Annotated in this window: 11 protein-coding genes; 9 read left to right on the forward strand and 2 right to left on the reverse strand. The window is 68.3% G+C overall.

The features are described from left to right. Positions 1 to 137: 137 nt before the first annotated feature. Complete coding sequence (locus A5678_RS24215; RefSeq protein ID WP_068048046.1) at positions 138 to 1526, forward strand: NAD(P)/FAD-dependent oxidoreductase; 1389 nt, start codon at positions 138 to 140, stop codon at positions 1524 to 1526. A gap of 224 nt (positions 1527 to 1750) precedes the next feature. Here the strand turns inward: A5678_RS24215 and A5678_RS24220 are convergent, their stop codons facing one another. Beyond that, entirely contained in the window at positions 1751 to 2164 is a 414-nt protein-coding gene (locus A5678_RS24220; protein WP_068048049.1) for a PaaI family thioesterase, read from the reverse strand. Positions 2165 to 2452: 288 nt separating this feature from the next. On the opposite strand from A5678_RS24220, the gene A5678_RS24225 reads away from it, so the two are divergent. The 4 genes from A5678_RS24225 (at position 2453) to A5678_RS24240 (ending at position 6886) form a co-directional block, all read left to right on the forward strand. Further along, positions 2453 to 2872 carry a BlaI/MecI/CopY family transcriptional regulator gene (locus A5678_RS24225; protein ID WP_068048052.1) on the forward strand — a complete coding sequence of 140 codons (420 nt, stop codon included), beginning with the start codon at positions 2453 to 2455 and terminating at the stop codon, positions 2870 to 2872. A 14-nt stretch (positions 2873 to 2886) separates the two neighbouring features. Continuing rightward, on the forward strand, positions 2887 to 3837 hold the full coding sequence (locus A5678_RS24230; protein ID WP_068048056.1) for a M56 family metallopeptidase: 951 nt from the start codon (positions 2887 to 2889) through the stop codon (positions 3835 to 3837). Between the two features lie 100 nt (positions 3838 to 3937). Then, entirely contained in the window at positions 3938 to 5407 is a 1470-nt protein-coding gene (gndA, locus tag A5678_RS24235) for an NADP-dependent phosphogluconate dehydrogenase (protein WP_068048059.1), read from the forward strand. Between the two features lie 42 nt (positions 5408 to 5449). Beyond that, positions 5450 to 6886 (forward strand): GuaB1 family IMP dehydrogenase-related protein, encoded by a 1437-nt coding sequence (locus tag A5678_RS24240; protein WP_068048062.1) that lies wholly within the window; start codon positions 5450 to 5452, stop codon positions 6884 to 6886. A 30-nt stretch (positions 6887 to 6916) separates the two neighbouring features. Here A5678_RS24240 and A5678_RS24245 read toward each other — a convergent pair whose 3' ends face one another. Further along, positions 6917 to 7543 carry a GNAT family N-acetyltransferase gene (locus tag A5678_RS24245; protein WP_068048065.1) on the reverse strand — a complete coding sequence of 209 codons (627 nt, stop codon included), beginning with the start codon at positions 7541 to 7543 and terminating at the stop codon, positions 6917 to 6919. Positions 7544 to 7841: 298 nt separating this feature from the next. Between A5678_RS24245 and A5678_RS24250 the strand changes: the two genes are divergently transcribed. From A5678_RS24250 to A5678_RS24265, 4 genes are all read left to right on the forward strand, one after another. Then, positions 7842 to 9206, forward strand: a complete 1365-nt coding sequence (locus tag A5678_RS24250) for a hemolysin family protein (RefSeq protein ID WP_068048068.1) — start codon at positions 7842 to 7844, stop codon at positions 9204 to 9206. Beyond that, positions 9203 to 10243, forward strand: a complete 1041-nt coding sequence (locus A5678_RS24255; protein ID WP_068048071.1) for a hemolysin family protein — start codon at positions 9203 to 9205, stop codon at positions 10241 to 10243. Before A5678_RS24250 ends, A5678_RS24255 begins: the two co-directional genes overlap by 4 nt. A 279-nt stretch (positions 10244 to 10522) precedes the next feature. Further along, on the forward strand, positions 10523 to 12718 hold the full coding sequence (locus tag A5678_RS24260) for a malate synthase G (protein WP_068048075.1): 2196 nt from the start codon (positions 10523 to 10525) through the stop codon (positions 12716 to 12718). Positions 12719 to 12826: 108 nt separating this feature from the next. Beyond that, positions 12827 to 14854 carry a substrate-binding domain-containing protein gene (locus tag A5678_RS24265; RefSeq protein WP_068048078.1) on the forward strand — a complete coding sequence of 676 codons (2028 nt, stop codon included), beginning with the start codon at positions 12827 to 12829 and terminating at the stop codon, positions 14852 to 14854. Positions 14855 to 14856 lie beyond the last annotated feature (2 nt).

Below are 14856 nucleotides of genomic sequence, written 5' to 3' on the forward strand. Positions count from 1 at the left end.
AGGCACTTAGGATCCGCACACCGTTAGTGTTGCAAACAACACATGCGTATCAACTAGGTTTCCGGGTATCTGCCTGACTAGCGTTGTGGCTAACTGCAGTCGCATGTCCAAAAGCCCCCGTCAGGAGCAGCGGAAACATGAGCCCCCCACCAGAAACCACAGCTGGAACCGAGCGGCGCCACCAGGTGGTCATCATCGGTTCGGGATTCGGTGGGCTCAATGCGGCAAAGAAACTCAAGCACGCCGATGTCGACATCAAACTGATCGCGCGCACCACCCACCACCTGTTCCAGCCGTTGCTGTACCAGGTGGCGACGGGCATCGTGTCCGAAGGCGACATCGCCCCGCCCACCCGTGTCGTCCTGCGCAGGCAGCGCAATGTTCAGGTGCTGCTCGGCGACGTCACGCATATCGATCTGGCCGGCAAGTACGTCGTATCCGATTTGCTCGGCCACACCTACGAAACCCCTTACGACAGCCTGATTATCGCCGCGGGCGCGGGACAGTCGTACTTCGGCAACGACCACTTCGCCGAATTCGCGCCCGGCATGAAGTCAATCGACGACGCGCTGGAAGTGCGCGGACGGATCCTGAGCGCGTTCGAACAGGCCGAACGGTCGCGGGATCCGGAACGACGCGCCAAGTTGCTGACGTTCACCGTGATCGGCGCCGGGCCGACCGGCGTCGAAATGGCCGGGCAGATCGCGGAATTGGCGGCCCACACGCTGAAGGGCTCGTTCCGTGGCATCGACTCCACGAAGGCGCGAGTGATCCTGCTCGATGCCGCCCCCGCCGTGTTGCCGCCGTTCGGCGACAAGCTGGGCGCGCGGGCGCGCGCCCGGCTGGAGAAGATGGGCGTGGAGATTCAGCTGGGGGCGATGGTCACCGACGTCGACCGCAACGGCATCACGGTCAAGGACTCGGACGGCACCATCCGGCGCATCGAGTCCGCCTGCAAGGTGTGGTCCGCGGGCGTGCAGGCCAGCGGGCTGGGCCTGGACCTGGCCGAGCAGTCCTCGGTGGAACTCGACCGCGCCGGGCGGGTGAAGGTGCTGCCCGACCTGTCGATCCCGGGGCACCCGAACGTGTTCGTCATCGGCGACATGGCCGCCGTCGAAGGTGTTCCGGGCGTGGCCCAGGGTGCGATCCAGGGCGCCAAGTACGTCGCAGGCACCATCAAAGCCGAACTGGGCGGAGCCAATCCGGCTGACCGCGGGCCGTTCCAGTACTTCGACAAGGGTTCGATGGCCACCGTTTCGCGGTTTTCCGCGGTGGCCAAGGTAGGTCCGTTGGAGTTCAGCGGCTTCATCGCGTGGCTGATGTGGCTGGTGCTGCACCTGGTCTACCTGGTCGGGTTCAAGACCAAGGTGAGCACGCTGCTGTCGTGGACGGTGACCTTCCTCAGCACGCGGCGCGGCCAGCTGACCATCACCGAACAGCAGGCGTTCGCCCGCACCCGCCTCGAACAGTTGGCGGTGCTCGCCGCGGAGGCCAAGCGCCCGGCGACCGCCAGGCGGGCGAGCTAACCTGGTCGATCGCTCTGTCCCGGAAGCCTTTCCGGGGTAACGCAATTCGTGGATCGAGGCACCAGGTGTCGCGATGAGTCGTCGGTCGGCGGTCCGTCGGGCATGCCGATCCCGAAGACACGGTTATCGCGAAGACCTTTGTCGGCTTTGATAATTGGCCGGCCATCGATAATGGACGCGCCGGGGTTGGGCAGGCCTACCCGGCCACGCTTGTACCGGCCGGGCTACGCGTCCAGGTTCTGCAGCCGCACCTGGCCGCGGGCGACCACCCGCTCGTCGCCGTCGGTGATGGTGACCAGCCACAACTGCTGGCGCCGGCCGCGGTGGATCGGCTCGGCTGCGCCGTACACCATGCCCGAGCCGATGGAGCGCAGAAAGTCGGTGTTGTTGTTGACCCCCACGACGTTCCCGCCGCCGCGGGTGGCGAGCCACGTGTAGGCGGCCACGCTGGCCATGCTTTCGATGATCGAGCAATACACGCCGCCGTGCACGAGGCCCATCGGCTGCAGCAGTTTGGGGGTGACCTCGAGCTGGGCGCGGGCGCCGTCGGGGCTGAGTTCGGTGAATTGCAGCCCGATCTCCTGATCGAAGGGCGCGGTGAAATCCGGCGGGATCGTCGTTTCCGGAGGCTGAGGCACGTTCTGTGTTTACACCATCGGTCGGGCGACGGCGTTCCCGGCGGGACGCCCGCCCAAGAAACGGCTGAGCCCCGTGCCACTGGGCACGGGGCTCGCCGATCGAGTCGACCGGGGGTCACTGCAGCCCTCAGGACTCGCCGCGGTCGTCGTTCGCTCGACTCGGTTAGCATAGGCAAGGCTGCCCTAATTTCGCAAGCACCAATTCGGCGGCGCTGCGGGAAGCTTCGGTACGACCGTCGGTAGTAATCCGGAGTAGGATGTTCCTCGACGCTCAGGAGAGAACGCACTATGGCGAAACTGACCCGGCTCGGGGATCTGGAACGCGCCGTGATGGATCACTTGTGGTCTACGCCGGAACCGCAAACGGTCCGGCAGGTGCACGACGCGCTGTCGGCGCGACGCGACCTTGCCTACACGACGATCATGACCGTCCTGCAACGGCTGGCCAAGAAGAATCTGGTCTCCCAGATCCGCGACGACCGCGCGCACCGATACGCACCCGTGCACGGCCGCGACGAGCTGGTCGCCGGGCTCATGGTCGACGCGCTGGCCCAGGCCGAGGATTCCGGCGGCCGGCAGGCCGCGCTGGTCCACTTCGTCGAGCGCGTGGGCGCCGACGAAGCGGACGCGCTTCGGCGAGCGCTCGCCGAACTGGAAGCCAATCAACGTAACAACGGGCCATCCGCTGGCGCGTTGACGGAGGACTGAGGGAGACTGACAGCGTGTCCGCGCTGGCCTTCACCATCCTCGCGGTGCTGCTGGTCGGTCCGGTGCCGGCCTTGTTGGCACGCGCGAGGTGGCCGCTGCGCGCTCCTCGCGCCGCAATGGTGTTGTGGCAGGCGATCGCCCTGGCCGCGGTCCTGTCCGCATTCAGCGCCGGCATCGCGATAGCCACGCGGCTGCTCATGCCCGGTCCCGACGGCCGGCCCACCGCCAGCATCGTCGGCGACGCCGGCCGGCTCGGGTGGCCGCTGTGGGCGGCGTACATCGGTGTTTTCGCGCTGACCGTGCTGGTCGGCGCCCGATTGGTGGTTGCCGTGGTTCGGGTGGCCATCGCCACCCGGCGCCGGCGGGCCCATCACCGCATGGTGGTCGATCTGGTCGGAGTCGGCCACGACACGGCGCTCCCCCAGCCCTGTGCCCGCACGCGCGACCTTCGGGTCTTGGATGTTGCGCAGCCGCTTGCCTACTGCTTGCCCGGCGTGCGCAGCCGGGTGGTGGTCAGCGAGGGGGCGCTGAGCACGCTCGCCGATGCGGAAGTCGCCGCCATCCTCACCCACGAGCGGGCCCATCTGCGCGCCCGGCACGACCTGGTTCTGGAAGCCTTCACCGCGGTGCACGCCGCGTTCCCCCGGCTGGTACGCAGCGCGAACGCTCTCGGCGCGGTACAACTGCTCGTCGAGCTGCTCGCCGACGACGCCGCCGTCCGCGCGGCGGGTCGTGCTCCCCTGGCGCGGGCCCTGGTTGCCTGCGCGTCCGGGCGGGCACCGTCGGGCGCATTGGCCGCGGGCGGCACCAGCACGGTGGTCCGTGTGCGCCGGCTGAGCGGGGATGGCAACAGCCTGGCGCTGTCGGCCGCCGCATACCTGGCGGCGGCAGCCGTGTTTGTGGTGCCCACCGTCGCGTTGGCGGTCCCGTGGCTCACGGAACTGCGGCGCCTGTTCAACCTCTGAAGCGAGGCCGAAGCTATCACCCCGGGCGGCCGCACGTTCGCTGTGCCACAGTGTGACGGAAAGCTTTTGGGCAAGGTTCTCCGACTTGAGAGGCGAAGACATGGGTTCGTCGGATACCCCGACTGGTTCCAAGACCGCGACGGCGCAAATCGGCGTCACCGGCCTGGCGGTGATGGGTTCGAACATCGCTCGCAATTTCGCCCGGCACGGCTACACGGTGGCGCTGCACAACCGGTCGGTCGCCAAGACCGATGCGCTGCTCAAAGAGCACGGTGACGAGGGCAAGTTCGTGCGGTCGGAGACCATTGCGGAGTTTCTTGACGCCTTGGAGAAGCCGCGACGGGTGCTCATCATGGTCAAGGCCGGCGACCCCACCGACGCCGTCATCAACGAGCTCGCCGACGCCATGGAAGAGGGCGACATCATCATCGACGGCGGCAACGCCCTCTACACCGACACCATCCGCCGCGAGAAGGCGATGCGCGACGGGGGCCTGCACTTCGTCGGCGCCGGCATCTCCGGCGGGGAGGAGGGCGCGCTCAACGGCCCGTCGATCATGCCGGGCGGACCCGCCGAGTCGTACAAGTCGCTCGGCCCGCTGCTCGAGGAGATCTCCGCGCACGTCGACGGCGTGCCGTGCTGCACCCACATCGGCCCGGACGGCGCCGGTCACTTCGTCAAGATGGTGCACAACGGCATCGAGTACTCCGACATGCAGCTGATCGGCGAGGCCTACCAGCTGCTGCGCGACGCCCTCGGTAAGACGGCCGAGCAGATCGCCGACGTGTTCGACGAGTGGAACAAAGGCGACCTGGACAGCTTCCTCGTCGAAATCACCGCGCAGGTGCTGCGGCAGAAGGACGCCAAGACGGGAAAGCCGCTCGTCGACGTCATCCTCGACGAGGCCGAGCAGAAGGGCACCGGCCGCTGGACGGTGAAGTCGGCCCTGGACCTCGGCGTGCCGGTGACCGGCATCGCCGAGGCCGTGTTCGCCCGCGCGCTGTCGGGTTCGGTGACCCAGCGCAAGGCCACCACCGGGCTGGCTTCGGGCGAGCTGGGGCAAAAGCCCGCCGACGCCGAGCGATTCGTCGAGGACGTCCGTCAGGCCCTGTACGCGTCGAAGATCATCGCTTATGCGCAGGGGTTCAACCAGATTCAGGCCGGCAGCGCCGAATACGACTGGGGCGTCACGCCCGGCGACCTGGCCACCATCTGGCGGGGCGGCTGCATCATCCGGGCGAAGTTCCTCAACCGGATCAAAGAGGCGTTCGACGAAGATCCCGACCTGGCGACGCTGATCGTCGCGCCCTACTTCCGCAGCGCAGTCGAGGCCGCGATCGACGGCTGGCGTCGCGTCGTGGTGACCGCCACGCAACTGGGCATTCCGATTCCGGGCTTCTCCTCCGCGCTGTCCTACTACGACGCCCTGCGCACCGAGCGGCTGCCCGCGGCGCTGACCCAGGGCTTGCGGGACTTCTTCGGCGCGCACACCTACGGCCGGATCGACGAAGAGCCGGACAAGCGCTTCCACACACTGTGGAGCGGGGACCGCAGCGAAGTGCCCGCCTAGCTGGGTACTACTAAGAGGACACGAGGGGGCACGGCGAAGACGATGAGATTCCTGGACGGGCATGGGCCCGGTTACGACCTGACCTACAACGACGTCTTCGTCATGCCGAGCCGGTCGGACGTCGAGTCGCGCTTCGACGTCGACCTGGCCACCAACGACGGCTCGGGCACCACCATCCCCGTCGTGGTGGCCAACATGACCGCGGTGGCCGGGCGCAGGATGGCCGAGACGGTCGCGCGCCGAGGCGGCCTGGTCATCCTGCCGCAGGATCTCCCGATCACCGCCGTCCAGCAGACGGTGGATTTCGTCAAGAGTCGTGACCTCGTTCTCGACACCCCGGTGGTCCTGGCGCCCGACGATTCGGTTTCGGATGCGACCGCGCTGATCCACAAGCGCGCGCACGGGGTCGCCGTCGTCGTCTTCGAGGGCCGCCCGATGGGCCTGGTGAGCGAATCGTGCTGCCTCGGCGTTGACCGGTTCACCAGGGTGCGTGACGTCACGATCACCGACTTCGTCACCGCCCCGGTCGGCACCGAGCCGCGCAAGATCTTCGACCTGCTCGAGCACGCCCCGATCGGGGTTGCCGTGGTGACGAACGCGGACGGCACGCTGGCCGGCGTGCTGACCCGCACCGGGGCCGTCCGGACCGGCCTCTACGCCCCGGCGGTCGACGCCGGCGGCCGGCTGCGGATCGGCGCGGCCGTCGGCATCAACGGCGACGTCGGGGCCAGAGCGCGCTCCCTGGCCGAGGCGGGCGTCGACGTGCTGGTCATCGATACCGCACACGGGCATCAGGTCAAGACGCTCGACGCGATCCGCACGGTCTCCTCGCTCGAACTCGGCGTGCCGCTCGTGGCGGGCAACGTCGTCTCGGCGGAAGGCACCCGTGACCTGCTCGGCGCCGGGGCCGACATCGTCAAGGTCGGCGTGGGGCCGGGGGCGATGTGCACCACCCGGATGATGACCGCCGTGGGCCGCCCGCAGTTTTCGGCTGTCGTCGAATGCGCCTCGGCGGCAAGGCAATTGGGTGGGCACGTCTGGGCCGACGGGGGCGTCCGGCATCCTCGGGACGTGGCGCTTGCGCTGGTGGCGGGCGCGTCCAACGTGATGATCGGGTCGTGGTTCGCCGGCACCTACGAATCGCCCGGCGACCTCATGCGCGACCGCGAGGACCAGCCCTACAAGGAGAGCTACGGCATGGCGTCCAAGCGGGCCGTGGTCGCCCGCAGCGCCGCCGACACCGCGTTCGAACGCGCGCGCAAAGCGCTGTTCGAGGAGGGCATTTCGACGTCGCGGATGGGGCTGGACCCCGACCGCGGTGGCGTCGAGGACCTGATCGACCACATCACCTCGGGCGTCCGCAGCACGTGCACATACGTCGGCGCCGCCAACCTGACGGAGCTGTACGAGCGCGCGGTCGTCGGGGTGCAGTCGACCGCGGGCTTCGCCGAGGGCCATCCGCTGCCGCTGGGTTGGTGACCCCGTCCGCAAGTGACGCCGGGCGCAGGGCTATGCGTCGGCGTTCGGGCGTTCCAACGCGTAGAGCGACATCCGCCGGGTTCCGGTGTCGTGCTCCCCGAGGAACGTGCATCCGGCGTTCTCGCACAGTCGGCGCGCTGTGGTGTTGCGGTGATCGGGGTCGAACATGATGCGCCCACAGCGGCGCTCCGCGGACAAGACGCTGGCCACGATCCGCGGCAGCAGCATCGGGCCCAGCCCCCGGTTCACCAGGGCCGGGTCGGCGATGGCGGCGTGCAGCCCCAGGTCATAAGCCTCCGCCTGGTAGTAATGCGAGATCAGATCCTTTGCGCCCCAATATAATTCGAGGTAGGCGCAGTCCTCGCCGCGAATGCTTCCCACCAGCGGCAGCGAATACGTTCCGTCGAGCTGTGCACCGAGATGCCGCTCCCACCGAGGCGTCGGCCAGTCGTATTCCCAGGCCGCCGCCAGGTGTGGGCGGTTCATCCACTCCGACACCGTGCCCGCGTCCTCACGTCGAGCGACCCGCAACCCGAAAGGCGCCTTCAGGGCGGGGACCGGCGGCGCGCCTATCCGCGCTATCTCGTCGGCGATGTCGAAGCGCTCGCGCGGAAGTGCTTGCGCCGATTGGGTTTCGGGAGGGGCTTCGGACGCCATAGTGCGCACAGCCTACCGGAGTAAGGTTAGGCAACCCATAGTCGGGTCGGGCCACGTGGTGGAGGGCACCGATGAAAACGGTGGTTGACCGCAGGTCGGGCGAACCGGGCTACCATGAGTCAGCAAAGACGGAGGCGACCGCGTCCGCACCGGTTTCAGGCAGCGAAGGGATCGACGTGCCGCAGGCACCCGTGCAGGCCATGGGATTTCGGGTGCGGCGGCCGTCGGACGAGCCGCCGGATGCGGAGCCTTCCCCGGCGAGTCGCACCTGGCAATCGGCCAACGGGCGGCGTGATCCATGAACGTCACCGTCGCCGTGATCAGCGTCTTGGCCATCGCGGTGCTGATCTTCGGCAACGCGATCTTCGTCGGCGCCGAGTTCTCGCTCACCACGCTGGACCGCAGCGCCGTGGAGGCCAACGCGCGCGGCGGCGGACGCCGCGACCGGGCGATCCGGCGCGCCCACCACAAGTTGTCGTTCCAGCTGTCCGGCGCTCAATTGGGCATCTCCGCCACCACCCTGGCGGCCGGCTATCTGACCGATCCGATGCTGGCCGACCTGCCGCACCCGTGGTTTGACGCGATCGGGATATCCGACCGGATGGCCGACGCGATCATGGCGTTCCTGGCGTTGGTCGTCGTCACCTCGGTATCGATGGTGTTCGGCGAGCTGGTCCCGAAATACCTGGCCGTCGCCCGGCCGCTGTCCACCGCGCGGGCCGTGGTGGGCGTGCAGCTGCTGTTCTCGCTGTTTTTCACCCCGGCGATCCGGCTCACGAACGGCGTGGCGAACTGGATCGTGCGTCAGCTGGGTATCGAGCCGGCCGAGGAGCTGCGGTCGGCGCGGTCGCCCCAGGAACTGCTGTCGCTGGTGCGTTCATCGGCGCGCAGCGGCTCGCTGGATGCGGCCACCGCGTCGCTGGTGCGGCGCTCTCTGCAGTTCGGCGCCCTGACGGCCGAGGAATTGATGACGCCCCGGTCGAAGATCGTGGCGCTGCAGACCGACGACACGGTCGCCGACCTGGTGGCCGCGGCGGCGGAGTCCGGGTTCTCCCGCTTCCCGATCGTCGACGGTGACCTCGACGAAACCGTCGGCATCGTGCACGTCAAACAGGTGCTGGCCATCCCGGCGGCCGAGCGGGCGGGCACGCCGCTGATCTCGGTGGCGCAGCCCGTCCCGGTGGTCCCGTCGACGCTGGACGGCGACGCCGTCATGGCCGAGATCCGCGCCAACAGCCTGCAGACCGCGATGGTCGTCGACGAATACGGCGGCACCGCGGGCATGGTGACCGTCGAGGACCTGATCGAAGAGATCGTCGGCGACGTCCGCGACGAACACGACGACGCCACCCCGGATGTGGTGGCGGCCGGAAGCGGTTGGCGCGTCTCGGGTCTGCTGCGCATTGACGAGGTGGCCGCCGCCACCGGCTTCCGCGCCCCCGAAGGTCCCTACGAGACCATCGGCGGGCTGGCGTTGCGGGAATTCGGCCACATCCCGGTCGCCGGTGAAACGGTCAAGTTGCCTGCCCTGGACGCCGACGGGCTGTTGGACAACTCGCTGCGCTGGCAAGCGACCGTCATCCGGATGGAGGGGCGCCGGATCGACCTGCTGGAGTTGATCGAGCTGCACGGCGACAGGCCGGCGGCAGGGGGCACCCGATGAGCAACACCCTGGGCGTGTTCCTGGCGATCCTGCTGATCGGCGTCAACGCATTCTTCGTCGGGGCGGAATTCTCGTTGATATCGGCGCGGCGCGACCGCCTCGAAGCGCTGGCCGAACAGGGCAAGGCCCGGGCGGTCACGGTTATGCGCGCCGGAGAGCAGCTGCCGGCCATGCTGGCCGGGGCGCAGCTCGGAATCACGGCCGCCTCGCTGCTGCTCGGGCGGATCGGCGAGTCGGCGGTCTCCGACCTGCTGCGCTCGGCGCTGGGCCTGACCGGCATTCACCCAACCCTGCTGCACACGTTGTCGTTCGCGATCGCGTTGGCGATCGTCGTGACCCTGCACGTGCTGCTGGGCGAGATGGTGCCCAAGAACATCGCGCTCGCCGGTCCGGAGCGCACGGCGATGCTGCTGGTGCCCGCCTACCTGGCCTATGTGCGAGCCGCGCGGCCGTTCATCGTGTTCTACAACAAGTGCGCCAGCGTGGTGGTGCGCGCGCTGGGGGTGGAACCCAAGGAAGAGCTCGAGATCACCGTCTCCCCCGTCGAGTTGAGCGAGATGATCGCCGAATCGGAATCCCAAGGCCTGCTGGATCGTGAGGAGCACACCAGGCTGACCCGGGCGCTGCAGATCGGCACTCGCGTGGTGGGCGACGTGGCGGTCCCGCTCGCCGACGTTCACGCCGTGCCGGTGGCCGCGGCGGGCAGCGGCCCGACGGTCGGCGCCGTCGAGCAGGCCCTGGCCCAATCCGGTTACTCGCGATTTCCCGTGGCCAACGTCAACGGCGACTTCATCGGCTACCTGCACATCAAGGACATGCTGACGCTGGGTGACGACCCACGGACTGTGATCGACCTGGCGATGGTGCGGCCGCTGCCGCGGCTGCCCAAGTCCCTGCCCCTGGCCGACGCCTTGTCGCGGATGCGCCGCAGCAACAGCCATCTCGCGCTGGTGACGGGTGCGCGCGGCGAGGTGGTCGCGATGGTGGCCATGGAAGACCTGGTTGAGGACCTCGTCGGCACGATGCGCGACGCATAGGGGTACTGGTCGCGGAGTACGGCTGTGGCGAGCCCGTATGATTTTTACGGCTACCAGTCAAGAAAGTGCTGGAGGGCGCAGGATCGCAGGCGCACGGATGCGTTGCTGGAATTCGATCCCCGGGCTCGCCGCAGCGGCATGGTTAGAGCTGTCAGCGCGGTCTGACCTGGCGTGGCAGGTTTGGGCGGATGCGCTCACCAGGCTGCTGCTCGGTACGCTGAAGACATTGCCACTCCGAGCCAATGTCGGCTTGGTGAGGCTTCATTATGGAGGAGAAACATGACTGATCGCGTGTCGGCGGGGAACTTGCGCGTCGCCCGAGTGCTCTACGACTTCGTGAACAACGAGGCCCTGCCCGGCACCGACATCGACCCGGACAGCTTCTGGGCCGGGGTCGACAAAGTCGTCACCGATCTCACGCCGAAAAACCAGGATCTGCTGAACCGCCGCGACGAGCTGCAGGCCCAGATCGACCGGTGGCACCGGCAACGCGTGATCGAGCCGTTCGACGTCGAGGCGTACCGCCAGTTCATTACCGAAATCGGTTATCTGCTGCCCGAACCCGAGGATTTCACGATCACGACCTCCGGCGTCGACGACGAGATCACCACGACCGCCGGACCTCAGCTGGTGGTGCCGGTGCTCAACGCCCGGTTCGCGCTGAACGCGGCGAACGCGCGCTGGGGCTCGCTGTACGACGCCTTGTACGGCACCGACGTCATTCCCGAGAGCGAAGGCGCCGAAAAGGGCACCAGCTACAACAAGATTCGCGGCGACAAGGTCATCGCGTATGCGCGCAACTTCCTCGACCAGGCGGTGCCGCTGGAGTCCGGGTCCTGGGCGGACGCGACGGGACTGTCCGTCGAAGACGGCCAGCTGAAGATCGCGACCGCCGACGGATCCGTCGGCCTGGCCAGCCCGGAGAAGTTCGCCGGCTACACCGGCGAGCTCGGCTCCCCCGACTGGTCGGTGCTCCTGGTCAACCACGGCCTGCACATCGAGATCCTCGTCGACCCCGAATCGCCGGTCGGCAAGACCGACCGCGCCGGCATCAAGGACGTGGTCCTGGAATCGGCCGTCACCACGATCATGGACTTCGAGGACTCGGTGGCCGCCGTCGACGCCGACGACAAGGTGCTCGGTTACCGCAACTGGCTCGGACTGAACAAGGGCGACCTGGCCGAAGAAGTCGACAAGGGCGGCAAGACCTTCACCCGCGTGCTGAACCAGGACCGCACCTACACCACGCCCGACGGTGACGGCCAGCTGACGCTGCCGGGCCGCAGCCTGCTGTTCGTCCGCAACGTCGGGCATCTGATGACCAACGACGCCATCGTCGACGCCGACGGTAACGAGGTGTTCGAGGGCATCATGGATGCGCTGTTCACCGGCCTGACGGCGATCCACGGGCTCAAGACCGGGGAGGCCAACGGCCCGCTGACCAACAGCCGCACCGGGTCGATCTACATCGTCAAGCCCAAGATGCACGGACCCGACGAGGTCGCGTACACCTGCGAGCTGTTCAGCCGCGTCGAAGACGTCCTGGGCTTGCCGCAGGCCACCCTCAAGGTCGGCATCATGGACGAGGAGCGGCGCACCACCGTCAACCTCAAGGCCTGCATCAAGGCCGCGGCCGACCGCGTCGTGTTCATCAACACCGGCTTTCTGGACCGCACCGGCGACGAGATCCACACGTCGATGGAGGCCGGTCCGATGATCCGCAAGGGCGCGATGAAGAACACCACGTGGATCAAGGCCTACGAGGACGCCAACGTCGACATCGGGCTGGCCGCCGGATTCAAGGGCAAGGCGCAGATCGGCAAGGGCATGTGGGCCATGACCGAGTTGATGGCGGACATGGTCGAGCAGAAGATCGGCCAGCCCAAGGCGGGTGCGACCACCGCGTGGGTGCCCTCGCCGACGGCGGCCACCCTGCACGCGATGCACTACCACTACGTCGACGTGGGGGCCGTGCAGGAGGAACTGGCGGGCAAGAAGCGCACCAACATCGACGAGTTGCTGACCATCCCGCTGGCCAAAGAACTGGCCTGGGCCCCCGAGGAGATCCGCGAGGAGGTCGACAACAACTGCCAGTCCATCCTCGGCTACGTGGTGCGCTGGGTCGCCCAGGGCGTCGGCTGCTCGAAGGTGCCCGACATTCACGACGTGGCGCTCATGGAAGACCGCGCCACACTGCGGATTTCGAGCCAGCTGCTGGCCAACTGGCTGCGCCACGGGGTGATCACCGAGGAGGACGTGCGGGCCAGTCTGGAGCGGATGGCGCCGCTGGTGGACGAGCAGAACGCCAAGGACGCGGCGTACCTGCCGATGGCGCCCGACTTCGACGACAGCATTGCGTTCCTGGCCGCCCAGGATTTGATCCTGACCGGGACGCAGCAGCCCAACGGCTACACCGAGCCGATCCTGCATCGCCGCCGGCGCGAAGCCAAGGCGCGCGCTGCGCAATCAAATTGAGCTCGTGCCTTAATCGGGCTCGCGACGCATCGATGCCGCCGACGACTAAGATCAGCGGCGGGTTCACAACAAGTCGGATGGATCAACGGAAAGGCGACGGACACCGCTATGGGTAGGCACAGTTTGCCCGGCCCTGAGGACTCCGCCGACGAGCCCTACGAAAGCGGCGACGCCGACGACCGTCACCGGGACGCAGCCACCGAGCACTACGCGGACGCGGGTGACTATCCGGTCGAGGACCACCTCGACGCCGAGGATGAGCCCTACGCCACCGACGACGGGTTCGAGGGTGACACCGCCGACGACTATCCGGAGTTCCCGCCGCGGCAACCGGGGCCGCCGAGCGCGGAACCGCCGGCCTCGTCGCCGTCGCTGTTCGGCCGCGGCCACCGCGGCCTCGGCGATTGGCGGGGCGGCCATCGCAGCGAGGGCGGCCGCCGGGGCGTCAGCATCGGCGTCATCGTGGCCCTCGTCGCCGTCGTCGTGGTGGTGGGCAGCGTGATCCTGTGGAGCTTCTTCGGTGACGCGTTGTCCAACCGTTCGCACCAGGCCGCCGGTCGCTGCGTGGGCGGTAAGGAGACGGTCTCCGTCATCGCCGACCCGTCGATCGCCGACTCCGTGCAGCACTTCGCGGAGGCCTACAACTCCTCGGCCGGCCCGATCGGCGACCACTGCGTGGAGGTCAGCGTCAAACCGGCCGGATCCGACGCGGTGCTGAACGGCTTCATCGGCAAGTGGCCCGCCGAGCTGGGTGGGCAGCCGGCGTTGTGGATTCCGGGCAGCTCGGTCTCCGCCGCGCGGCTGGCCGGGGCCACGGCGCAGAAAACGATCACCGACAGCCGCTCGCTGGTGACGTCGCCGGTGGTGCTCGCCGTCCGGCCGGAACTCCAGCGCGCGCTCGGCAACCAGAACTGGGCGGCGCTGCCGGGGCTGCAGACCAACCCGAACGGCTTGGCCGCGGTGAAGTTGCCGGCGTGGGGGTCGCTGCGGCTGGCGCTGCCGATGGAGGGCAACGGCGACGCGGCGTTCCTGGCCGGAGAAGCGGTGGCGGCCGCGTCGACGCCTCCCGGCGCACCGGCAACCCAGGGCACCGGTGCGGTGCGCGCCTTGCTGAGCGCGCAACCGAAGCTGGCTAACAGCCAGCTGACCGAGGCCATGGACGCGCTGCTCGGACCCCCTGACGCGGCGACCGCATCGGTGCATGCGGTGATCACCACCGAGCAGCAGCTGTTCAAGCGCGGCCAATCGTTGCCCGACGCCAAGGGCACGTTGGCCACCTGGCTACCATCCGGGCCGGCGCCGGTCGCCGACTACCCCACGGTGCTGCTCAGCGGCTCGTGGCTGACGCAGGACCAGACCTCGGCGGCCAGCGAGTTCGCGCACTTCATGCGCAAGCCCGACCAACTCGCCAAGCTGGCCAAGGCCGGCTTCCGGGTCAACGGGGTCAAACCGCCGAGCAGCCCGGTCACCACGTTCCCGGCGCTCCCCGCGACGGTGTCGGTGGGTGACGACGCGATGCGCGCGACACTTGCCGAGGCGATGGCCAGCCCGTCGAGCGGGCTCGCCGCGACCATCATGCTCGACCAGTCGATGCCCGGCCAGGAAGGCGGGAAGTCCCGGCTGGCGAACGTGATCGCCGCGCTGCAGGACAAGATCAGGGCGCTGCCGCCCACCTCGGTGGTCGGGCTGTGGACGTTCGACGGTCACGAGGGGCGTTCGGAGGTCGCCGGCGGGCCGCTGAGCGACCCCGTGAACGGCCAGCCGCGTTCGGCGGCGCTGACCGCAGCGCTGGACAAGCAGTACTCGTCGCCCGGCGGTGCCGTCTCGTTCACCACGCTGCGACTGATCTACCAAGACCTGCAGGCCAATTACCACCCGGGCCAAACCAACTCGATCCTGGTCATCACCGCGGGTCCCCACACCGACCAGAGCCTGGACGGTCCCGGGTTGCAGGATTTCATCCGCAAGAGTGCGGACCCGGCCAAGCCCATCGCGGTGAACGTCATCGACTTCGGCGGCGACCCGGACCGCGCGACGTGGGAAGCGGTCGCCCAGCTCAGCGGTGGTGGCTACCAAAACCTCGCCACATCGGCGTCCCCCGACCTCGCCGCGGCCATCAACGCCTTCTTGAGCTGAGC

It is taken from the genome of Mycobacterium sp. E2733 (genome assembly GCF_001667585.1).
Classification (GTDB): Bacteria; Actinomycetota; Actinomycetes; order Mycobacteriales; family Mycobacteriaceae; genus Mycobacterium.